Origin of the sequence: Achromobacter sp. DH1f (assembly GCF_000633435.1) — a bacterium.
GTDB classification, from domain to species: domain Bacteria; phylum Pseudomonadota; class Gammaproteobacteria; order Burkholderiales; family Burkholderiaceae_B; genus Achromobacter; species Achromobacter deleyi.
Genome location: NZ_AYMF01000006.1, coordinates 138864 through 160586 on the forward strand (window position 1 = coordinate 138864; position 21723 = coordinate 160586).

The following is a 21723-nucleotide window of genomic DNA, read 5'->3' on the forward strand; positions in this document are numbered from 1 at the left end:
CGAGCGGACGGTTCTTTCAATAGCCCAACGCCGGGTCGGCGCAGGTATCCGGCCGGCCACCTGCCCGCACCGTTCGCAGGTTGTCCAGCGTCTGCCGGGCAATGGCCGCGGCCGGGGTGCGCGTGGCGATGTGGGGCGTGACCAGCACGCTCGGGTGGCGCCACAACGGGTGGTCGGGCGGCAGCGGTTCCTGCGGCGTGGCATCCAGCGTGGCGTAGCCCAGCTGGCCGCTGTCGAGCGCCGCCAGCAGCGCATCGGCGTCCAGGTGTTCGCCGCGCCCCGCGTTGACCACGTGGGCGCCGCGCGGCAACTGTGCGAAGGTGGCCGCGCCCAGGAAGCCGCGCGTGTCGTCCGTCAGCGGCAGCAGGCAGACCAGCGTGTCGGCCTGGGCCAGCAGCGCGGGCAGGCCGTCTGCGCCGTGATGGCCCGTGATGCCGGCCGGCAGGTCCGGCTTGGGCGTGCGGCTCCAGCCCGATACGCGATAGCCCAGCGCCAGCAGCGCCTGCGCGGCCGCCAGGCCCAGGCGGCCGAGCCCGGCGATGGCCACGCGGTGTTCCGATGGCGGCACGATGGGGCTTTCGCGCCAGATGCCCAGGGCGCTGTTGCGAACATAGTCGCGAAAGTGGCGATGGTGGTTGATGACCGCCCAGGCGACGTAGGTGCTCATGCCCGCGGTCATGCCGGCTTCGGCCACGCGGCACACCGGCACGTGGCGCGGCAGCGCCGGGTCGGCATACAGATGGTCGACGCCCGCGCCGATCGACTGGATCAGGCGCAGGTTGGGCAAGGTGGCCAGGAGGCCTGCGGGCGGCAGCCAGCAGACGGCGGCATCGATGTCGGCCGGATCGCCCAGGTCGTCGGCGGTGCGCCAGGCGATGTCCGGCCGCAGCGCCTGGAAGGCGGGCACCAGGTAGCGCATGTCCAGCACGCGGCTGAGCAGGGCGATGCAGGGCGGGCGGTCTGGGGTGACAGGAGCCATGGCGGTTGTGGTCGCGGCCGGCACGGTGGCCGAGGCGGCGGCGAGGGCGGCGGCGCTCATGCGGCCTGCCCCATGCGGCGCGCGCGTCCCGAGACGATGCTGGCGAAGTCCGGCACCGCCTGCACCAGTTCACGGGTGTAGGCCTCTTGCGGCTCGCGGATCACCTGCGCGGCCGGCCCGCATTCGATGATGCGGCCCTGCTGCATGACGGCGATGCGGTCGCACATCTGCGCCGCGACACGCAGGTCGTGGGTGACGAACAGCATGCTCAGGTGAAAGCGTTCGCGCACGCTGGCGAACAGGTCCAGCACCTGGGCCTGCACCGACACGTCCAGCGCCGACACGGGTTCGTCCGCCACGATCAGGTCGGGTTCGGACGCGAGCGCCCGGGCGATGCCGATGCGCTGGCGCTGGCCGCCCGAGAATTCGTGTGGATAACGGCCGGCGGCATCCGGGTTCAGGCCCACCAGTTGCAGCAGTTCGGCCGCGCGGGCGCGGGCCTTGTCGGGCGCCATGCCCTGGGCGATCGGCCCGGCCATGATCGAGCGGCCGACCGTGTGGCGCGGGTTGAGCGAGGCCTGCGGGTCCTGGAACACCATCTGCACCCGGCCGGTGGCCGCACGCGCCTTGGGAGCCTGGCCGTTCAGGCGCACCTGGCCGCTGTCCTGCGCCAGCAGGCCGGCAATGCAGCGGCCCAGCGTGGACTTGCCGGAACCGGATTCGCCCACCAGGCCCAGCACCTCGCCGCGTCGCAGCGTGAAGCTGATGCCTCGCATGGCGGCGGTCTCGCGGCCGCGGCGGAACAGCCCGCCGCCGGACACGTAGGTCTTGGTCAGGTCGCGCACGTCCAGCAGCACGGGCTGCGGCTCGGCGCTGCGCACGCTTGCCGGCATGCCGTGCGGAATGGCGGCGATCAGCTTGCGGGTGTAGTCGTGGTGGGGGTGGCCCAGGACCTCGGCGGCCGTGCCGGCCTCGACGATCTCGCCCAGCTGCATGACGGCCACGCGGTCGGCGATCTGCGACACCACGCCGAAGTCGTGCGTGATGAACAGCACGGCGGTGCCGTGGCGCGCCTGCAGGTCGCGGATCAGGTCCAGGATCTGCGCCTGGGTGGTGACGTCCAGCGCGGTGGTGGGTTCGTCGGCGATCAGCAGCGCCGGTTCCAGCATCAGGGCGCAGGCGATCATGACGCGCTGGCGCTGCCCGCCCGACAGGCGGCCGGGGTAGCTGGCGGCGATGCCCTCGGGGTCCGGCAGGCGCACGTCGCGCAGGGCGCCGATGATGCGGGCGCGCTTGTCGGCGGCCGACAGCTTGACGTGGGCATCCAGCGCTTCTTCCAGCTGGTCGCCGATGCGCATCACCGGGTTCAGCGCCGACATCGGGTCCTGGAAGATCATGCCGATGCGGTTGCCGCGCAGCGTGCGCCATTGCGGTTCGGCCAGGGTCAGCAGGTCGTGGCCCTGGAAGGCGATGCTGCCGGCCACCGGGGCCACCATCGGCTGGGGCAACAGGCCCATGACGGCGTTGGCGATCATGGACTTGCCCGAGCCGCTTTCGCCCACGATGCACAGCGTTTCGCCGCGGCCGATGCGCAGGCTGGCTTCTTTCACCGCCAGCGGGCGGTCGGCGCCGGCCGGCAGGCGGATGGACAGGCCGCGGATGTCGAGCAGGGTATCGGTGGCAGTGGCGAGCGGGTCGGGCGCCAGGGCGCTGCCGGCCAGCCCGTCGGCGGCCAGGATATCGACGGGATTCATGCGCGGCTCCTTGGGTCCAGCCGGGTGTTCAGGCCGTCGCTCAGGCCTTCGCCGATCAGGTTCAGCGCCAGCACCGTCAGCAGGATGGCCACGCCGGGAAACAGGCTGATCCACCAGGCCTGGCGCAGCGCCGTGCGGGCCGCGCCGATCATGTAGCCCCAGCTCATCACGTTGGGATCGCCCAGGCCCATGAAGCTCAGGCTCGATTCCAGCAGGATGGCGGTGGCCACCATCAGCGACCCCATCACGACGATGGGCGCGGCCGCGTTGGGCAGGATCTGCGTGATGATGATGCGCAGGTTCGATTCGCCGGCCAGGTGGGCGGCATGGACGAAGTCGCGGTGGCGCAGCGTGAGGAATTCACCGCGCACCAGCCGGGCCACGGGCGGCCAGGACACCAGTGCGATGGCGGTCACGATGGACCCGACCGACGGCTGGAAGATGGCCACCAGCACGATCGCCAGCGCGAAGCTGGGAATCGCCTGGAACAGCTCGGTGAAGCGCATCAGGCCGGTGTCGATCCAGCCGCCGTAGTAGCCGGCCAGCGCGCCCACCGACACGCCGATCAACAGGCCCGCCAGCGTCGAGATCAGGCCGATGAGCAGCGAGATGCGCGCGCCGTACGCCAGGCCGGAACCGATGTCGCGGCCCATGGTGTCGGTGCCGAAGGGCAGGCTCGCCATGTCCAGCGGCGGCAGGAAGGGGCGCTGCACCATGGCCCAGGGGTCATGCGCGGCCACCAGCGGCGCCGCCAGCGCCAGCAGCAGCACCGCGGCCATCACGGCCAGGCCGGCCAGGGCGCCTTTGTTGCGGCGAAAACGCCGCCAGAATCCGTTGTTCATTGCAGTTCTATCCTCGGATCGGCCAGCGTGTAGAGCAGGTCGGTGATGATGTTGAACGCCACGGCCAGCGCCGCGGTGACCAGGAACGTGCCCAGCAGCAGGTTGTAGTCGCGCTGCACCAGGGCATCGAACATCAGCCGGCCGATGCCGGGCCAGGCGAACACGGTTTCGATCAGCACCGTGCCGCCCACCATGGAACCGGCCTGGATGCCGGCCAGCGTAATGACGGGCAGCAGCGCGTTGCGCAGGATGTGGCGGCGCTGGATGCGGCGCGGCGACAGCCCCTTGGCGCGGGCGGTCTTGACGAAGTCCATCTGCGCCACTTCCAGCATGGCCGTGCGGGTCATGCGGGCATACACGGCCATGTAGAACAGCGCCAGCGTGGCCGCCGGCAGCACCAGGTGGCTGGCGATGTCGGCCACGCGCGCCAGCCCCGTATGGCCCGCGCCCACGGTCTCGAAGCCGAAGCCGGGCAGCCATTCCAGCTTGACCGAAAACAGCAGCACGCCCATCAGCGCCAGCCAGAACAGCGGCGTGGCGTAGAACAGCATCGACAGCGTGCTGACCAGGCTGTCCAGCCAGGACCCCGCGCGGGCACTGGTCCAGGCGCCCAGCGCCACCCCCGCGGTCAATGACACGACGAAGGCGGTCAGCGTCAGGAGCAGCGTGGCCGGCAGGCGTTCGCCGATCAGGCTCATGACCGGGCGCTGCTGCCGGTACGAATCCCCCAGGTCCAGGCGCGCGGCGTGGCTCAGATAGGTGGCCAGTTGCTGCGGCAGGGGTTTGTCCAGTCCGAAGCGTTCGCGTACCTGCGCCATGAAGACTTCGTCGGAAGCGCCGGCTTCCCCGGCCATGACGGTGGCCGGATCGCCGGGCGCGGCGCGGATCAGCAGGAAATTGATGACCGCGATCAGGGCCAGCACCAGCAGGCCCTGCACGATGCGGCGCATCAGGTAAGCGAGTTTCTTCATGCGGCATTCCCCCTGTCTGGATCGTCGCGGCTCAGGCCAGCGTGGCGCGCGCCAGGCTGTCGTTCAAGCCGATGCCTGAATTGATCAGGTTCTTGACGTTGTTGCGATACAGCGTGGGGAACTGCAATTCCAGCAGCCAGGCCACCGGCACGTCGTCGACCAGGACGCGCTGCACTTCTTCGTACAGCTTGCGGCGGGCCTCGGGGTCGGCTTCGCGCGCGCCGCGCTCGAACAGGTCGTCGACCTTGGGGTTGCTGTAGCCCTCGACGTTGTTCCAGGGCGAGCCCTTGGCGATGGTGGACGTAAGGTAGTTGCGGCTGACGCCCAGGGCCGCGTCGCCATACTGGTACAGGTAGCAGAAGGCGATGTCGTAGTCCCAGTTGGCGGTCTTCTCGCTCCAGCCGGCGACGTCGGTGGCCGTCATTTCCAGCTTGATGCCGGCCTCGGCCAGGTTCTGCCGGACGATCTCGGCAAAGCGCTGCCAGGTTTCGCCATAGGGCAGCGGCAACAGGCGCAGGGTCTGGCCCTTGTAGCCGGCTTCCTTGAGCAATTGCTTGGCGCGCGCCACGTCGCGCGGATAGCGCGTGACCTCGTCGGTGTGGTAGCGCACGCTGCTGTTGAACGGGCCGGTCGCCACTTTGCCAAAGCCATACCAGGCCACGTTGCGCATGGCTTCGCGGTCCAGCGCGTACATGATGGCGCGGCGCACGCGCACGTCGCCCAGCAGCGGATGGCGGTTGTTCAGCCACAGGAAGGAATGCGGGCCGAAGAATTCCCAGCCCCTGGTGGTGATGTCCACGTTGGGCAGGCTCTTCAAGCGGGCGATGTCGAAGTATTCGACGGTGCCGCCGGGCAGCACGTCCAGCTTGCCGGATTCGAACGCGGCGGCGCGCGAGGCGGCGTCGGGAATGACGTGGAAGTAGACCGTCTCGACGCTGGGCAGGCCGGGCTCATGGTATTGCTCGTTGCGTACCAGCTGTATGTAGGAGCCGCGGCGCCATTCCTTGAACTTGTAGGGGCCGGTGCCGATGGGCGTGTTGTTGGCCGGGTTGTTCAGGTAGTCGGTGCCTTCGTAGATATGGCGCGGGACCATGGGCATGGTGCCGCTTTCGAACAGGCCCAGGAAGGGGCCGAATGGGCGCGGCAGGCGGAATTCGACGGTGTGGTCGTCCAGCGCCTTGATGCTGTCGACGAAGGCCAGGCCGGCGCGCAGCCGCGACTGGGTCTTGCGCAGGAACTGGTCCACGCTGAAGACCACGTCGTGCGCGGTGAAGGGCTTGCCGTCATGCCACAGCACGCCCTGCTTGAGCGTGAAGGTGTAGACGGTGGCGGTGTCGTTGACCGTCCAGGACGCGGCCAGGCCCGGCATGGGCTCCAGCTTTTCGTCGTAGCGCAGCAGGCTTTCGTAGATGTTGCCGCCGATCATCTGCGTCGGGCCGTTCTGCACGATGCCCAGCATCAGGCCGGGCGGCTCGGGCTGCACGGCGATGTTCAGCACGCCATTGCGCGCGGCCGCGGCCCAGGCGGGCAGGGCGGCGGCGCCGCTCCACCAGCCGGCCGCGGCAGCGCTTGAAATCAGAAAGTCGCGTCGGTTCATGAGGTTCTCCTGGGGACGGGGCCGGGGTGGCGGGAAGGGGAGCGCGGCGCGCTCAGGCGGCGGCCGGTTCGACGAGTTTCAGCAGCGCGCGCCATTCGCGTTCGCTGGGGTCCGGGGCGCCGGGCAGGCGGTTGGTGTCGCCGCTGGCGTACTGGCGCGCGGTCTTTTCGCTGACCTGCGGGCTGACCGGATAGGTCGCCTGGCCGGTGGATTGGATGGCCAATTGCACGCGGCAGGCGCGGTCCAGGTTGAGCATCAGGATGAAGGCCTGGGCCACGGTGGCGCCGGTGGTCAGCAGGCCGTGGTTGCGCAGGATCATCGCGTTGTGCGGCCCCAGGTCGGCAACCAGGCGTTCGCGTTCGTCCAGGTCCAGCGCAATGCCTTCGTAGTCGTGATAGGCCACGCGGTTGTAGAACTGCAGCGCCCATTGGTTCACCGGCTGCAGGCCGCAGGCCAGCGACGACACGGCCACGCCGGCCACCGTGTGGGTGTGCAGCACGCAGCCCGCATCGGGGCGGCCCATGTGCACGGCGCTGTGGATCGTGAAGCCGGCCGGATTGACGTCGTACGGCGTGGGCGCCACCGGGCGGCCGTCGAAGCCGACCTTGACCAGCGATTCGGGCGTGATGTCGCGAAACAGATGGCCGTACGGGTTGATCAGGAAGGCGCCTTCCTCGCCGGGTACGCGCGCCGAGATGTGCGTGTAGATGCTGTCGTCCATGCCGAAATGGGCGATGAGGCGATAGCAGGCCGCCAGGTCGCGGCGGGTCTGTTGTTCCGCTGCGCCGGTGGGCTGGGCGGAATCCTGGGGGTGGGCCATTGATGCGTCCTTGGAGGGGTGGGGCGGCGGCTCGCCGGATGCTGGGCATTATGCGTCGATCGTCAACTGTCGACAGTTAGCAGTAACACTGATATGCTGCGCAAAATCGGGGTGCTATATAGCTGACGCGCCAAGCGCATTCACACCCCAGACGAGACCCGCCATGCCTGAAATCCCGGCCGCCCTTACCGCTTTCGAATCCGTCAATGTTCCCGACCTGGTCGGCGTGGTCGAAGACCGGCTCACCCAGGCCATCGTGCAAGGCCGCCTGCCGCCCGGCAGCCGCGTGGTCGAAGCCGAGATCGCCCGCCAGATGGCGATCAGCCGCGCCCCGGTGCGCGAGGCTTCGCGCCGGCTCGAACGCCAGGGCATCCTGGTGTCCAAGCCGCGCCGCGGTTTCTTCGTGCGCGAGATGTCGGTGCGGGAAATCGACGACCTGTTCCAGGTGCGCCTCAGCCTGGAAATGACGGCGGTGGCCGCCGCCTGCGAACACGCCGATGCCGCGGGCCTGGCGCGCCTGACCCAACTGCTGCAATTGATGATCGCCGAGGCCGCCGACGCGCCGCAGCATCGCCGCATCGAGCTGGACCTGAGCTTTCACACCCTGATCTGCGAGCTGTCGGGCAATGCGTACCTGCTGCGCCTGTTCTCCAGCACCCAGACCGAAATGCGCATGATCATTTCGCTGATCGACAACGTCTACCAAGACCCGGAACTGGTCGCCTCCACGCACCAGCCGATCCTGGACGCGTTGGCGCGGCGAGACGTGCAGGCCGCGCAGGCCTGCATGAAGGTTCACCTGGACGATGCCTGGGAGCACGTCCGCAACCTGTTCGTCTCGCAGCATGGCGTGGCGGGCGAAAAACCAAGGGGCAGTAAGAAGCCATGAAAGTCGTCTACAGCGATAAGCACCAGCTTCACGATCCGCAGTTTTTCATCGTGCGCGGCAAGGTCAAGCGCAGCAACGAACAGCCCGAGCGCGGCGCGCGCCTGCTGGCAGCGGTGCAGCGCGACGGCCACCGCATCATCACGCCGGACGATCACGGCGCGGCGCCCCGCGCCGCCGTGCATACGCCGCAGTACCTGCGCTTTCTTGAAACCGCCTACGCGCGCTGGCGCGAATTGCCCGACGCCTCGGAAGAAGTGGTGGCCAATGTGCACCCGTTTCCGGGCCAGCCCTGCACCTATCCCGATCACATCGTCGGCCTGGCCGGCTACCACATGGGCGACACCGCGTGCCCGATCGGCGCGGGCACCTGGGAAGCGGCCGCCTGGTCGGCGCACTGTGCCACCCATGCCGCCCAACTGGTGCTGGACGGCGAACGCGCGGCCTACGCGCTGTGCCGCCCGCCCGGCCACCACGCCTATGTCGACCGCGCCAACGGCTTTTGCTACCTGAACAACGCCGCCATCGCGGCCCAGCACCTGCGCACCGCGCACCGCCGCGTCGCCATCCTGGATCTTGACGTGCACCACGGCAACGGCACCCAGGGCATCTTCTACCGCCGCCCCGATGTGCTGACGGTGTCGCTGCACGCCGACGCGCACAACACCACGCCGTTCTTTGTCGGCCACGCCCATGAAACCGGCGAAGGCGACGGCCTGGGCTACAACATCAATCGGCCGCTGCCGATGGGCACGGGCGACGAAGGCTACCTGGCCGCACTGCGCCGCGTGTTCCTGGATATCCAGGCGTTTGCGCCCGGCGCGCTGGTGGTGGCGCTGGGGCTGGACGCGCACGAGCGCGACCCCTACAAGGGCCTGGCGGTCACCACCGCGGGCTTCGGCGCCATTCTGGGCGACATCGCGCGGCTGGGCCTGCCCACCGTGCTGGTACAGGAAGGCGGCTACCTGTCGGACGACCTGGGCCCCAATCTGGCCAGTGCGCTGCGCGGCTTCGATTCCGCCGCCTGAGGGAGAACGCCATGATCGATCAGGACTGCGCCCAGGACGTGCTGGCCGCGGCCTCGCCGGACATCGGCGAGGCGCAGGCCGCGCAACTGGCGCGGCGTCACTTCGGCATCGATGCCCAGGTGCGCCGGCTGGCCGGCGAGCGCGACCGCAATTTCCATCTGCGCGCCGACGACGGCCGGGAATACGTGCTGAAGTTCTCGCACCCGGCCGAAGATGCGCGCGTGGCCGATTTCCAGGCGCGCGCCTTGCGCCACGTCGAACAGGCCGACCCGGGCCTGCCGGTGCAGCGCGTGCTGCTGGCCAATGACGGCGAACCTTGCGTCTGGCTGCAAACGCCCGACGCGCCGCCGCGCGTGCTGCGGCTGTTCACCTACCTGCCGGGCCTGCCGCTGCCGGATGCGCCGCGCTCGGCGGCGCAACGCGACAACCTGGCACGCACGCTGGCGCGGCTGGGGCTGGCGCTGCGCGGCTTCACGCATCCCGCGGGGCAGCTGGATCTGCCCTGGGACATCCAGCGCACGGATGAAGTGGCGCCCTTGCTGGCGCACGTGACCGACCCCGCGCGCCGGGCGCTGGCCGAACGCGGGCTGGCGCGTTTCGTGAATCACGCCAAGCCGGCGCTGCCGGGGCTGCGCGCCCAAGCCATCCACAACGACCTGAACCTGTACAACGTACTGGTCGATCCCGCCGACCCCGACCGCATCGCCGGCATCCTGGATTTCGGCGACATGGTGCAGGCGCCGCTGGTCAACGACCTGGCAGTGGCGGCGTCCTACCAGCTGGAGCCCGGCGACGACACCCTGGCGCCCGCCGTGGCCTTCACGGCGGCGTATCACGCGGTCAGCCCGCTGACGCCGGCCGAGCTGGACGTGCTGTTCGACCTGATGGTGGCGCGGCTGGTGATGGTGGTGGCGATCGGCGGCTGGCGTGCCGCGCGCTATCCCGAGAACAGCGCCTACATCCTGCGCAACAACGCGGTGTCGTGGGCGCGCTTGCAGGCCTGCGATGGCATCGCCCGCGGCGCGGCCCGCCAGCGGTTGCGTGCGGCATGCGGCTTTGAATCATGCGGTCTTCAGTGAGAGGGCAGTGACCATGACTGTGACGCAACCCGGCGCGCGCGCGGCCGCCTTGTCCGACCTTGGCGCGAACGACGCCTCCGCGCATACCGCGGCGCTGATCGCCCGGCGCCACCAACTGCTGGGGCCCGCCTACCGCCTGTTCTATGACTCGCCCGTGCACCTGGTGCGCGGCGAAGGTGTGTGGCTGTACGACGCCCAGGGCAAGCCGTACCTGGACGCCTACAACAACGTCGTGCCGCTGGGCCACTGCCATCCTGCCGTGGTGCAGGCCATTGCGCGGCAGGCGGCGGTGCTGAACACCCACACCCGCTACGTGCACGAGACGGTGCTGGATTACGCCGAGCAACTGCTGGCGACGTTTCCGCCCGGCCTGGGGCAGGTGATGTTCACCTGCACCGGCAGCGAAGCCAACGACCTGGCGCTGCGCATTGCGCAGGCGCACACCGGCGCGACCGGCCTGATCGTCACGCGCTTCGCGTATCACGGCGTGACCCTGTCGATTGCGCAGGCCTCGCCGTCGCTGGGCCGCTATGTCACGCTGGGGCCCGCGGTGCGGACCGTGGCGGCGCCGGACACCTACCGGCAGGGCCCCGATGCCGTCGGCCCGGCGCTGGCGCAGGCCGTGCGCGAGGCAGTGGCGGACCTGGCGGCCCAGGGCCTGCGCCCGGCCGCGCTGCTGGTCGACACCATCTTCTCCAGCGACGGCGTGCAGGCCGCCCCCCAGGGGTTCCTGCGCGAGGCGGTGCAGGCCATCCACGAAGCCGGCGGCCTGTTCATCGCCGACGAGGTGCAGGCCGGCATGGGCCGCACCGGGCAGGCGATGTGGGGCTTCATGCGCCACGGCGTCGAACCGGACCTGGTCACCATGGGCAAGCCGCTGGGCAACGGCCATCCGGTGGCCGGCGTGGCCGCGCGCCCGCAGGTGCTGGAGGCATTCGGCCGCAACGGGCGCTACTTCAATACCTTCGGCGGCAATCCGGTATCGGCGGCGGCCGGCCTGGCCGTGCTGCGCACGGTGCAGGACGAAGCGCTGATGCAGAACGCCGAACGCGTCGGCCAGTATCTGCGTGAGCGGCTGCAAGCGCTGGCCGCGCGTCATGACCTGATCGGCGACGTGCGCGGTGCAGGCCTGTTCATCGGCGTCGAGCTGGTGCGCGACCGCCGCACGCGCGAACCCGCCACGCAAGAGGCCGCGCGCGTGGTCAACGGCCTGCGCGACCGCCAGGTGCTGACCGGCAGCGCGGGCGAGCACGCCAACACGCTGAAGATCCGCCCGCCGCTGCCCTTCAGCACGGCGGATGCGGACCGGCTGGTGGCGGCGCTGGACGAGACGTTGGCGGCGCTGTAGCGCCGTTGCCATGCAAAAGGCCGCGGGCATCTGCATGCCGCGGCCTTTTGCATGGACGAAGCGCGGGGGGTACCCCGCGTCCACGCCTTACTGCTTCACGGTCACGAACACCGGGTTCGAATAGAACCACAGGTCGTTGTAGTTGCGCGCGTTGATCGCGTTGAAGCGCGCGGCGTTGTCGGCCAGGTCCACCTTGGCGTCGGGCAGCGGTTCGCCGTTGGCGGTTTCGCCCGCCACGTCCGGCGCCAGGTTGGTGCCGCGCAGGCGCAGGTACTGGCTCTTGTCGGCGGTCAGCTTGACCTTGATGACGTTGTAGCCGTCCTTGTCCACCGTCCAGTCGGCGCGGGTGTAGCGCGCCAGCACGCGGGTGCTGGGGTTGGTGGCGTTGTCATAGGCCGGCGTGCCGGCCGCCGCGCGCGGGCCCACGTCGCCCACGATCAGGTCCACGTGGTTGACGGTGGGCTTGACGTAGGTGGGGTTGCCGCTTTCGATCGGGTACTCGTAGTGGTTGCTGTCCGGGCTGCGAAAGCGGATGGTCACTTCCACCTGTTCGCCCTTGGCCGCCTGCAGTTCGCCGCCCATCTGGGCCGTGCCGGCTGCGCCCTGCGCCTGGAATTCCAGTGCGTCGATCAGGTCGCCGAACACGCCGAACATGCGGCCGCTCTTCAAGCCGGCCACCACGGCCGCCATGTCTTTCCCGTCCTTCCAGACGTAGGTCTTGGCGTACTCGCCGGGGGCGTAGCCGCTGCTGTACTGGCCCGAGGCGGTGCGGAAGTGGAAGTCGGAATCGGCCACGTTCCAGATGCGCCGGCCTTCGCCGAGCAGGGCGTCCCAGGTGCCGCCGACCTTGGCCACCAGGTAGTCCACGCCGCCGTAGGTGCGGTTGGGCAGGTTCACGGGCGTGTAGGCCTCGGCGTAGCCGCCGCGGTCCGGTTCCATCTGGTTGCCGACCATGCCTTCGATGCCGAAGAAGATCGTCGGCGCCAGGTCATGCATTTCACGCAGCTGGCCGATGGTGTATTTGCCAGCATAGCGCGACGGGTGGTTCAGCAGCATATAGCTGTCCGGATGCTTGTCGCGCAGCCATTGCAGCGCGGTCAGCGAGTCGGCGTGGGTCGTGAAGGCGCGCGGCTGGCCGGCCAGGTCGGCCACCAGTTGCGCATCAAACAGGTTGGCCGCCTTGTTGGTGTACAGGTATTCGTACTCGGCCACCGCGCGCAGCGACTTGGCCGACATCGGATCGTTCACGCCGATGCCGATGTTGACGTGGTCATGCGTGGGCATGTCCCATTCGAACGACGAGAAAATGATCTTGCCGGCGTAGCGGCCGGCAGCCTGCGCCTGCTTGATGAACGGCACTTCGTATTGCGCCATGCCGGTGGAAAACGGCACGGGGCCGCCGGCAATGGCGGCGCCGGTGTTGTCGCGATCGGACATGCGCAGGTGGTTCGACAGCGCGGCCCAGTCCAGCTTGTAGCGGTCGAACGCCTGGTCCAGCACGCTTTCCAGGGTGACCTGGGCATCGTTGGACTGGATCGTGTGCACGTGCAGGTCACCGGCGCTCCAGGCGCCCGTCTGCACGGGTGGCGGGGCCGGCGGCGTGGGGTTGGTCACCACGGGCGGCGGGGGCGCGGGGCTTTCGTCATCGTCATCGCTGCCGCCGCAGGCGCTCAGCAGGGTTACGCAAGCCAGCGACAAGGGCATGATGGCCCGCCGCAGGCGGGATACTTCGAACCGCATTTCAAACTCCAGCGTCAGGCGGCCTGCAAAGCGCAGCGCCGCGAAGGCCCGCACTATGCGGTCTGCGGGTGACGTGGGCATGACAGAAGGGCGGCGCGCAAGGCCGCCGCGGCCCTGGCTGGACGCGTGGCGCGGGGGTTGGCCGCGGCCTCGTCCGTGGCTAGCGCTTGCGCGCCGCCTTGCCGGCAGTCTCTTGCGGGGTCTCGCCGGCCTCGGCCAGCGCCTGCTGGATGATGGCGTTGGCGGTCCAGCGCGCCACCTCGGTGACTTCGGGCAGGTCCAGCCGCCAGATGTCCTTGAGCACCAGGAATACTTCCGTGCCGTAGACCAGCGACAGCGCCTGCGCCACGCGGTCCTGCTGCGCGGGTGTCAGCGTGGCGGCCAGCGGCGAGATGGCGCGCTTGAGGATGTCGACCCGGTGTCCGCGCACCAGCCGCGGCTCGTTGCCGGCGCGGCCGGCGCTGGCTTCGGCGTGCTGCTGCAGCGACACCAGGATGGCCGCGCGCAATGGCGCCTCGTGCGCTTCCAGGCGTGGATACGCAAAGCGCAGCAGCTCGTCGACCCGGGCGGCGGCATCTTGCGCCTTCGAGTCCCACGCCAGGATCGGCCCCAGGCTTTCGTCCACCACGGCGGCGATCAGCGCGCTCTGGCTGGGAAAGTAGCGGTAGGCGGTGGCGCGCGACACCTGCGCGTGTTCGGCCAGCTCGGCCACTGATGGCGTGATGCCTTGCGCCATCAGCCGCTGGGCGGCATCGAGCAAGGTCTTGCGCATGCGCGCGCGTGGCCCGTGCGGCGGTTCGCCGCTGGCGGCGGCCTGCCGGCTGGCAGGGCCGATCAGGCGGGCGACGGCGGGGGGCGTCTTGCGGTCGGTGGTTTGACGTGAGACAGGTGTCTCAGTATGATTCTTTCGTCTCATTTCTAGATTCTACAGGCCCAGGCGGCCCCAGACATATCGAGGCGCGCACCGAGTGTAGCCGCCCGCGGAGGAGTCATGACGCAAGCGAATCGGCGGGTCTTCGTGGCCGCCACCTACGACACCAAGGGCCACGAGGCCGACTACGTGGCCGACCTGCTCAAGCGGGAAGGGCTGGACGTGGTCACCGTGGACGTGTCCACCACGGGCGCTGCCAGCGGCGCCCGCGTGCAGGCGCGCGAGGTCGCCCGCAGCCATCCGCAGGGCGAGCAGGCCGTCTTCACTGGTGATCGCGGCACGGCCATCGCCGCCATGGCGCTGGCGTTCGAACGCTACGCCGCCGCCAACCCCGACATCGGCGCGATGCTGGGCCTGGGCGGGTCGGGCGGCACGGCGCTCATCACCCCCGCCATGCGCGCGCTGCCGATCGGCGTGCCCAAGCTGATGGTGTCCACCATGGCGTCCGGCAATGTCGCGCCGTATGTGGGGCCGTCGGACATCGCCATGATGTATTCCGTGACCGACGTGGCAGGCCTGAACCGCATTTCGCGCCGCGTGCTGGCCAATGCCGCAGGCGCCATCGGCGGCGCCTTCCGCCAGGCCGCCAGCGCGGCCGGCGACGACAGCCGCCCCGCCGTGGGCATCACTATGTTCGGTGTCACCACGGCCTGCGTGCAGCAGGTGACGCCGCTGCTCGAATCGCGCTTTGACTGCCTGGTGTTCCACGCCACCGGCACCGGCGGCCAGTCGATGGAAAAGCTGCTAGACAGCCACCTTCTGGCCGGCGTGCTGGACCTGACCACCACCGAGGTCTGCGACTTCCTGTTCGGCGGCGTGCTGGCCTGCACCGAAGACCGCTTCGGCGCGGTGGCGCGCACCAAAGCGCCCTACGTCGGTTCCTGCGGCGCGCTGGACATGGTCAATTTCGGCGCCATGGATACCGTGCCGCAGCATTACCGGGGCCGCACGTTCTATCCCCACAATCCGCAGGTGACGCTGATGCGCACCACCGCGCAAGAAAACCAGCGGCAGGGCGAATGGATCGCCGACAAGCTGAACCAGTGCGACGGCCCCGTGCGCTTCCTGATTCCGGAAGGCGGCGTGTCGGCGCTGGACGCGCCGGGCCAGGCCTTCTGGGACCCCGAGGCCGATGCCGCGCTGTTCGCGGCCCTGGAAAACCGGCTGGTGCAGACCGCCAACCGCCGCCTGATCCGCGTGCCCTGCCACATCAACGACCCGCAGTTCGCCCAGGCCGCGGTCGATCACTACCTTGAAATTGCCACACACTGAGGACCCCCGCCATGCCGCGTTTCAACCGTAACGACCTGCTGGACAAGTTCCGCGCCATGGTGCGCGACCGCACCCCCATCGTGGGCGGCGGCGCCGGCACGGGCCTGTCCGCCAAGTGCGAAGAAGCCGGCGGCATCGACCTGATCGTGATCTACAACTCGGGCCGCTACCGCATGGCCGGGCGCGGCTCGCTGGCTGGCCTGCTGGCCTACGGCAACGCCAACGAGATCGTGGTGGACATGGGCCGCGAAGTGCTGCCCGTGGTCAAGCGCACGCCGGTGCTTGCCGGCGTCAACGGTACCGATCCGTTCTGCGATTTCGATGTGTTCCTGGACGACCTGCAGCGCCAGGGCTTTGCCGGCGTGCAGAACTTTCCCACGGTCGGCCTGATCGACGGCAACTTCCGCGCCAACCTCGAAGAAACCGGCATGGGCTACGCGCTGGAAGTGGACATGATCCGCCTGGCCCACGAAAAAGGCATGCTGACCACGCCTTACGTCTTCAACGAAGATGACGCGGTGGCCATGACGCAGGCCGGCGCCGACATCATCGTGGCGCACATGGGCCTGACCACCGGCGGCTCGATCGGCGCCGAAACCGCGCTGACGCTGGACGACTGCGTGGCCGTCATCGACCGTATCGCGGCCGCGGCCCTGGCCGTGCGTCCCGACGTGATCGTGCTGTGCCACGGCGGCCCCATCGCCACGCCGGCCGACGCGGCCCATATCCTGCAGCACTGCAAGCATTGCCATGGCTTCTATGGCGCGAGCTCCATGGAACGCCTGCCCACCGAGCAGGCCCTGACCGCCGCCACGCAAGCATTCAAGCAACTGACGTTCTAAGGTTTCCGTTCATCCGCACCGGCCCGCGCACCCCACGCCGCGGTCCGGGCACTGCCAGGAGTCCGCATGCCGCATACCGTCTACACCAGCGCCATCATCCAGGCGCCGCTGGCCACCGTCTGGCCGCTGTTTCGCGATTTCAACGGCCTGGCCGGCTGGCACCCGGGCATCGCCCAAAGCCGCCTGGAAGCGGACGGGCGCCACGATGCCATCGGCTCGGTGCGTTACCTGACGCTCAAGCCGTCCGGCTTCGTGCGCGAGCAACTGCTGATGCTGGACGACCCCGGCACCGCGCTGCGCTATTCCATCATCGAGACCGACCTGCCGATGCGCGACTACATTGCCGGCGTGACGTTGCGCCCGGTGACCGAAGGCGGCGCGACGCTGGTGGAATGGTGGGCGGATTTCCGCGTGGAAGACGGCGCCGACCTGCAGGCGGCGGCCACCGCCGTCGGCCAGGGTGTATTTGCAGCAGGGTTGGCGGCGCTGAACGAGAAACTGCGCGGCTGACCGGCGGCCGTCACATGGCGCGGCCACCGCCAGGCCGCTGACCGCCGGCCCCCCGCTAGCCGCGTTTGCGCCCCGCACCCGCGGCCAGCTTGCACCCCGCGGGCAGGGCCGCCGTCCGCAGGTACGTGCGGATTCCCAGGATCAATGCCTGGGCCGCCGGGCTCAGCGGATATTCCTTGTGGCGGATGATGCACAGAGTCCGCACCACCGTCGGCCGCGCCAGCAGCGCGTAGGCCAGTTCCGGTTCCATCACGCGCTGCGCCGCCAGCGCGGGCAGCACCGCCACCCCCATGCCCGCCTTCACCAGGGCTGCCTGCGACGTCGTGCTGGACGCTTCGTAGAACGGCGCAGCGGCCTCGATCGGCAGATCGGCGCGGGCCCGCAAGAGCGCCATGATGCCGGTCTCGTCCACCACCCCCACCAGCTTGCGGCCGGCCAGGTCGGCCCAGCGCATCGTGCCGTCGCGCCCTGGGTGCAAGCCGGCGTCGTCGCGCCGGTACAGCACGCCGAAGCGGTCTTCGAGCAGGGCGTCGAAGTGCAGCCCCGGCGCATCGGCCCAGCGGCTGGTCAGGCCGAAATCGACCTCGCGCGTGGCCACCTTGCGCTGGATGCGGCCCGAGTTGTCGTCGCTGAGATACAGCCGGATGGCGGGGTATTGGGCTGAGAATGCGGCCGCTGCCGGCGCAATGATCTGGGTGATGGCCGACGGCGCCGCCGCCACGCCCACGCGGCCGCGTTCCAGAGCGCCAAAGCGCACCACGTCGCCGATGGCGCCGTCGAAGTCGGCCAGCAGCCGCATCACGCGCGGCAGGAATTCCTCGCCCGCCGCCGTCAGCAGCACGCGCCGGCTGGTGCGGGCGAACAACTGCGTGCCCAGCGCATCTTCCAGTTGCCGCACCAGGCTGGTGACGGATGACTGCGTCTGGAACAGCCGCTTGGCCGCGTGCGTGAAACTGGATTCCTGCGCCACCGCCACGAAGGCGGTCAGGTGCTTGAGGGTGACATGCTTGGGCAGGCGATGCATTTCAAATCACGATAGATGGATCAATAAAAACAATTTTTCCAGATTGATCGCGCCGACGATACTAGTACCTTCAGCAAGGGCAGCTCTCTCCGGGCGGCCCTTGACGCAACAAGCGGGCGGCGGGCCCACATCAAGGCGGAGCGGTATGCAGGACAATCTGGATCTGGTCATCGAAGGCGGCTGGGTGATCGACGGGCTGGGCGGGCCGCGCAGGCGCGCCGACGTCGGTATCCACGCCGAGCGCATCGCCGCCATTGGCGACCTGTCGGCCACGCCCGCCGCGCGGCGCATCGATGCCACCGGCAAGATCGTTGCGCCGGGCTTCATCGACACCCATGGCCACGACGACCTGATGTTCGTCGAAAAGCCGGGCCTGGAATGGAAGACCAGCCAGGGCATCACGTCGGTGGTGGTGGGCAACTGCGGCATCAGCGGCGCCCCCGCGCCGCTGCCCGGCAATACCGCGGCGGCGCTGGCGCTGCTGGGCGAAACGCCGCTGTTCGGCGACATGGCCGAATACCTGGCCGCGCTGCAGGTGCAGCAGCCGATGATCAACGTCGCGGCGCTGGTGGGCCACGCCAACCTGCGCCTGGCGGTCATGCGCGAGCCGGCGGCGCAGCCGACCGAGGCCGAACAGCAGGCCATGCAGCAGATGCTGGCCCAGGCGCTGGACGCCGGCGCCGTCGGCTTCAGCACGGGCCTGGCCTATCAGCCGGGCGGGGTTGCGGGGCAAGACGAACTGGACGGCCTGGCGCAGGTGGCGGCCGCGCGCGGCGCGCTGCACACCAGCCATATCCGCAACGAAGGCGATGCGGTCGAGGAAGCGGTCGACGAGGTGCTGTCGATCGGCCGGCGCACGGGCTGCGCCACGGTGCTGTCGCACCACAAATGCATGATGCCGCACAACTGGGGCAAAAGCCGCGCCACGCTGGCCAACATCGACCGCGCCCGCGCCGACGGGGTGGACGTGGCGCTGGACATCTACCCGTACCCCGGCAGCTCGACCATCCTGATTCCGGAGCGCGCCGAACTCATCGACGATATCCGCATCACCTGGTCGACCCCGCATCCCGAATGCGGTGGCCGGATGCTGGCCGACATCGCCGCGCAGTGGGGCTGCGACCGCGCCGAGGCCGCGCGCCGCCTGTGCCCGGCCGGCGCCATCTATTTCGCCATGGACGAAGCCGAAGTGCACCGCATCTTCCAGCACGAGCGCTGCATGGTCGGGTCCGACGGCCTGCCCAACGACGCCCATCCGCATCCGCGGCTGTGGGGCAGCTTCACGCGGGTGCTGGGGCGCTACGTGCGCGAAGCCGAGCTGCTGACGCTGGAGGCCGCGGTGGCCAAGATGACCGCGCTGCCGGCGCGCGTGTTCGGGCTGGCCGACCGTGGCCGTCTGGCCGTGGGCGCCTGGGCCGACGTGGTGGTGTTCGATGCCGATACGGTCCAAGACCGCGCCACCTGGGACGCGCCCACGCTGGCGTCCGCCGGCATCGAGCACGTGCTGGTCAATGGCTGCCCGGTGTTCCCGGCCCTGGCCGGCGCCCAGCGCCCCGGCCGGATACTGCGTCGCGAGCCCGTAGCGTCCGATTTTTCCCAATAACAAGCAGAACCCATCCTCACAGGAGACAAGCCTCATGATCCGCAAGACTTGCGTCGCCCTGGCGCTGGCCGCCGTATTGCCGGCCGCCCACGCTGAATTTCCCGATCGTCCCATCACCCTGATCGTGCCGTTCCCGGCCGGTGGCCCCACCGATATCGTCGGCCGCCTGGCCGCGGCCAAGGCCGGCGAAATCCTGGGCCAGCAGATCGTGGTGGAAAACCGCACCGGCGCGTCCGGCACCATCGGCATGGCCGCCACCGCGCGCGCCAAGCCGGACGGCTACACCGTGGGCCTGGCTACCGTCAGCACCCACGGCACCGCGCCCCACCTGTTTCCCAACCTGTCGTATGACCCGGTGAAGGATTTCACGCCGGTCAGCAACCTGGTCACCAGCCCCAACATCCTCAGCGTCAATCCGAAGTACCCGGCCAAGACGCTGGCCGAGTTCGTCACGCACGTGCGCGCCAACCCGTCCAAGGACGGCTATGCCAATGCCGGCGCGGGCGGCATCAACGACCTGGGCATGATCTGGTTCCTGCAGATCACCGGCGGCAAGATGAACAGCATCTCGTACCGCGGCTCCGCCCCCGCGCTGACCGACACGGTGGGCGGCGTGGTGCCGGTCATCTTCGACAACTTCCCGTCGTCGCTGCCGTACATCAAGAGCCAGCACCTGCGCGCGCTGGCCATCACGGGCCCGGCCCGCAACCCGCGCCTGCCGGACGTGCCGACCTTCGCCGAGCAGGGCTACAAGGACTACGACGTCACGGCCTGGTACGGCGTGGTGGCCCCGGCGGGCCTGCCCGACGCGGTGCGCGACAAGCTGGCGCAGGCCTTTGCCCAGGCCGTGCGCGACCCCGCCACGGCGGCCAAGATGGAAGAGACGGGCGCATTCCCGCTGGGCAATACGCCCGCGGAATTCGCCGAGCAGATCCGCACCGAGCGCGACCGCTGGAAAGCGGTGATCGACAAGGCGCAGATCAAGCTGCAATAACGGCGGCTGGGGTGTCGCCCTGGCGAGATTGGCCAGGGCGATGCTTGCCGGCTGGCGTTTGATGCAAGACGCTTGATGCCGGCGATCTAGTACACGTCGCGCCGGTAGCGGCCCTCGTGCAACATGGCCTGCACCTGCTCGTCGCCCAGTATCTGGCGCAGGGTGGCATCCACGCCGCCGGCCATGCCTTGCAGGCTGCCGCAGACATAGACCGCGGCGCCATCGTGCACCCACGCCGCCACGCGCGCGGCCTCTTCCCGCAGGCAGTGCTGCACATAACGGCGTTCGGCCTGGTCGCGCGAATACACCGCGTCCACGCGGGCCAGCGTGCCGTCCTGGCGCCAGGCGTCGATCTCGGCGCCGCAGAAGGCATCGTGCGCCGCACTGCGTTCGCCGAACACCAGCCAGTTGCGCGTATGCCCCGCGGCGCGGCGCGCCTTGATCAGCGCACGCAGGCCCGCCAGGCCCGTGCCGTTGCCGATCAGGATCATCGGCCGATCATCGTCCGGCGCATGGAAGTTGCGATTGCTGCGCACCCGCAGGGCAATCTCGTCGCCGGGGTGCGCGATATGGGTCAGCCAGCCGCTGCCCAGGCCCAGCCCGCCGTCCGCGGCGCGCATCTGGCGCACCAGCAATTGCAGCGCGCCATCGGCGGGCAAGGACGCAATCGAGTATTCACGGTGCGGCAGCAGCGGTCCGCCACGTTCCTGGCGCGGGCCGATTTCCGCGATATCGCCGGCCTGCCAGACGGGCGCTTCGCCGTCAGGCGGCGTCAGCGTCAGCAGATAGCAGGGGCCGCCCTGGCTGCCGGGGTTGAGACATTCGCGGCGCGCCAGGCGCCACGATTGATAGGCCGGGGCCTGCCAATCCGGCAGGTCGCTGCGGCCGGCCAACAGGCCCAGGTGATGCTGCCAATGCCGCAGCGCGGCCGGGTCGCCATCGTCGACCTCGACCAGATCGAACAGCGGCGTGGCGCCCTGGCCGTGCAGCCAATCATCCAGCCGATGGCCGAAGCCGCAGAAGTGCGCGTAGTCGCTGTCGCCCAGCGCCAGCACGGCGTATTGCACGCCGGCCAGCGGCGGCGCAGGTTCAGGGACCGCGGCGGCGTCAGGGTGCGTGTGGTGGTCGTGCGCGCCATGCATCGCGTGTTCCGCGAACCCGGCCGCCGCGTCCGGCGGATCGCCTTCGCCGTAGGTGCTGGCAATGAACAGGATGCGGCGGTGGCTTGCCAATCGGGCAAGATCCAACTGTCCCAGCGGTACGACCTGTACGGCCAGGCCACCGCTGCGCAAGGCGTCGGCGGTCTGGCCGGCCAGCGCCTCGGCATAGCCGGTCTGGCTGGCGTAGGCGACCAGCAGGGTGTCCTGGTGGGCCGGCGCATCCAGTCCGTGCAGCGTGGCCGCGGCCTGGGCCTGCCGCCGTCGCCCGCGGCGCCAGGCCCAGCCGCACAGCAGCAGCCAGGCCAGCACCACGCACGCGGCGGTTATCCAGCGTAGCGTCATG

The 21723-nt window shown here is 69.6% G+C and carries 19 protein-coding genes; 9 read left to right on the forward strand and 10 right to left on the reverse strand.

Annotated elements, in window-relative coordinates:
* Nucleotides 1-16 precede the first annotated feature (16 nt).
* Genes U858_RS0103335 through U858_RS0103360 form a run of 6 tightly spaced genes read right to left on the reverse strand, consistent with a single transcriptional unit; the run spans nt 17 to nt 6963 of the window.
* On the reverse strand, nt 17-1039 hold the full coding sequence (locus U858_RS0103335; RefSeq protein ID WP_232786485.1) for a glyoxylate/hydroxypyruvate reductase A: 1023 nt from the start codon (nt 1037-1039) through the stop codon (nt 17-19).
* Nucleotides 1036-2733: an ABC transporter ATP-binding protein gene (locus U858_RS0103340; RefSeq protein WP_025135777.1), complete on the reverse strand. Its 1698-nt coding sequence runs from the start codon at nt 2731-2733 to the stop codon at nt 1036-1038. The genes U858_RS0103335 and U858_RS0103340 overlap by 4 nt, the downstream gene beginning before the upstream one ends.
* A complete protein-coding gene (locus U858_RS0103345) occupies nt 2730-3575 on the reverse strand; it encodes an ABC transporter permease (RefSeq protein WP_025135778.1) in 846 nt (281 codons plus the stop codon). Before U858_RS0103345 ends, U858_RS0103340 begins: the two co-directional genes overlap by 4 nt.
* Nucleotides 3572-4546, reverse strand: a complete 975-nt coding sequence (locus U858_RS0103350) for an ABC transporter permease (RefSeq protein WP_025135779.1) — start codon at nt 4544-4546, stop codon at nt 3572-3574. The genes U858_RS0103345 and U858_RS0103350 overlap by 4 nt, the downstream gene beginning before the upstream one ends.
* A gap of 31 nt (nt 4547-4577) precedes the next feature.
* Complete coding sequence (locus tag U858_RS0103355; RefSeq protein WP_025135780.1) at nt 4578-6143, reverse strand: ABC transporter substrate-binding protein; 1566 nt, start codon at nt 6141-6143, stop codon at nt 4578-4580.
* A gap of 52 nt (nt 6144-6195) precedes the next feature.
* On the reverse strand, nt 6196-6963 hold the full coding sequence (locus tag U858_RS0103360; RefSeq protein WP_029953501.1) for a class II aldolase/adducin family protein: 768 nt from the start codon (nt 6961-6963) through the stop codon (nt 6196-6198).
* 163 nt (nt 6964-7126) lie between these two features.
* Between U858_RS0103360 and U858_RS0103365 the strand changes: the two genes are divergently transcribed.
* Genes U858_RS0103365 through U858_RS0103380 form a run of 4 tightly spaced genes read left to right on the forward strand, consistent with a single transcriptional unit; the run spans nt 7127 to nt 11304 of the window.
* Complete coding sequence (locus tag U858_RS0103365) at nt 7127-7852, forward strand: GntR family transcriptional regulator (RefSeq protein WP_025135781.1); 726 nt, start codon at nt 7127-7129, stop codon at nt 7850-7852.
* On the forward strand, nt 7849-8877 hold the full coding sequence (locus U858_RS0103370) for a histone deacetylase family protein (RefSeq protein WP_025135782.1): 1029 nt from the start codon (nt 7849-7851) through the stop codon (nt 8875-8877). The genes U858_RS0103365 and U858_RS0103370 overlap by 4 nt, the downstream gene beginning before the upstream one ends.
* A gap of 11 nt (nt 8878-8888) precedes the next feature.
* Nucleotides 8889-9956: a phosphotransferase gene (locus tag U858_RS0103375; RefSeq protein ID WP_025135783.1), complete on the forward strand. Its 1068-nt coding sequence runs from the start codon at nt 8889-8891 to the stop codon at nt 9954-9956.
* A gap of 13 nt (nt 9957-9969) precedes the next feature.
* Nucleotides 9970-11304 (forward strand): aspartate aminotransferase family protein, encoded by a 1335-nt coding sequence (locus U858_RS0103380; protein WP_025135784.1) that lies wholly within the window; start codon nt 9970-9972, stop codon nt 11302-11304.
* Nucleotides 11305-11391: 87 nt separating this feature from the next.
* Here U858_RS0103380 and U858_RS0103385 read toward each other — a convergent pair whose 3' ends face one another.
* Complete coding sequence (locus tag U858_RS0103385; protein WP_025135785.1) at nt 11392-13044, reverse strand: S-layer protein; 1653 nt, start codon at nt 13042-13044, stop codon at nt 11392-11394.
* A gap of 160 nt (nt 13045-13204) precedes the next feature.
* Nucleotides 13205-13882, reverse strand: coding sequence for a TetR/AcrR family transcriptional regulator (locus U858_RS0103390; protein ID WP_025135786.1), 678 nt, complete (start codon nt 13880-13882; stop codon nt 13205-13207).
* Nucleotides 13883-14035: 153 nt separating this feature from the next.
* On the opposite strand from U858_RS0103390, the gene U858_RS0103395 reads away from it, so the two are divergent.
* From U858_RS0103395 to U858_RS0103405, 3 genes are all read left to right on the forward strand, one after another.
* Entirely contained in the window at nt 14036-15247 is a 1212-nt protein-coding gene (locus tag U858_RS0103395) for a Tm-1-like ATP-binding domain-containing protein (protein WP_025135787.1), read from the forward strand.
* A gap of 11 nt (nt 15248-15258) precedes the next feature.
* On the forward strand, nt 15259-16089 hold the full coding sequence (locus U858_RS0103400) for a phosphoenolpyruvate hydrolase family protein (RefSeq protein WP_025135788.1): 831 nt from the start codon (nt 15259-15261) through the stop codon (nt 16087-16089).
* 66 nt (nt 16090-16155) lie between these two features.
* On the forward strand, nt 16156-16599 hold the full coding sequence (locus tag U858_RS0103405; RefSeq protein WP_025135789.1) for an SRPBCC family protein: 444 nt from the start codon (nt 16156-16158) through the stop codon (nt 16597-16599).
* 55 nt (nt 16600-16654) lie between these two features.
* On the opposite strand, the gene U858_RS0103410 is transcribed toward U858_RS0103405, so the two are convergent.
* Complete coding sequence (locus U858_RS0103410) at nt 16655-17623, reverse strand: LysR family transcriptional regulator (protein WP_025135790.1); 969 nt, start codon at nt 17621-17623, stop codon at nt 16655-16657.
* A 145-nt stretch (nt 17624-17768) separates the two neighbouring features.
* On the opposite strand from U858_RS0103410, the gene U858_RS0103415 reads away from it, so the two are divergent.
* Both U858_RS0103415 and U858_RS0103420 read left to right on the forward strand, forming a co-directional pair.
* Nucleotides 17769-19226 carry an N-acyl-D-glutamate deacylase gene (locus tag U858_RS0103415; RefSeq protein WP_025135791.1) on the forward strand — a complete coding sequence of 486 codons (1458 nt, stop codon included), beginning with the start codon at nt 17769-17771 and terminating at the stop codon, nt 19224-19226.
* A gap of 34 nt (nt 19227-19260) precedes the next feature.
* Complete coding sequence (locus tag U858_RS0103420; RefSeq protein ID WP_029953504.1) at nt 19261-20220, forward strand: tripartite tricarboxylate transporter substrate binding protein BugE; 960 nt, start codon at nt 19261-19263, stop codon at nt 20218-20220.
* A gap of 86 nt (nt 20221-20306) precedes the next feature.
* Here U858_RS0103420 and U858_RS0103425 read toward each other — a convergent pair whose 3' ends face one another.
* Nucleotides 20307-21722 carry a sulfite reductase subunit alpha gene (locus U858_RS0103425; RefSeq protein WP_025135793.1) on the reverse strand — a complete coding sequence of 472 codons (1416 nt, stop codon included), beginning with the start codon at nt 21720-21722 and terminating at the stop codon, nt 20307-20309.
* Nucleotide 21723: the final 1 nt, after the last annotated feature.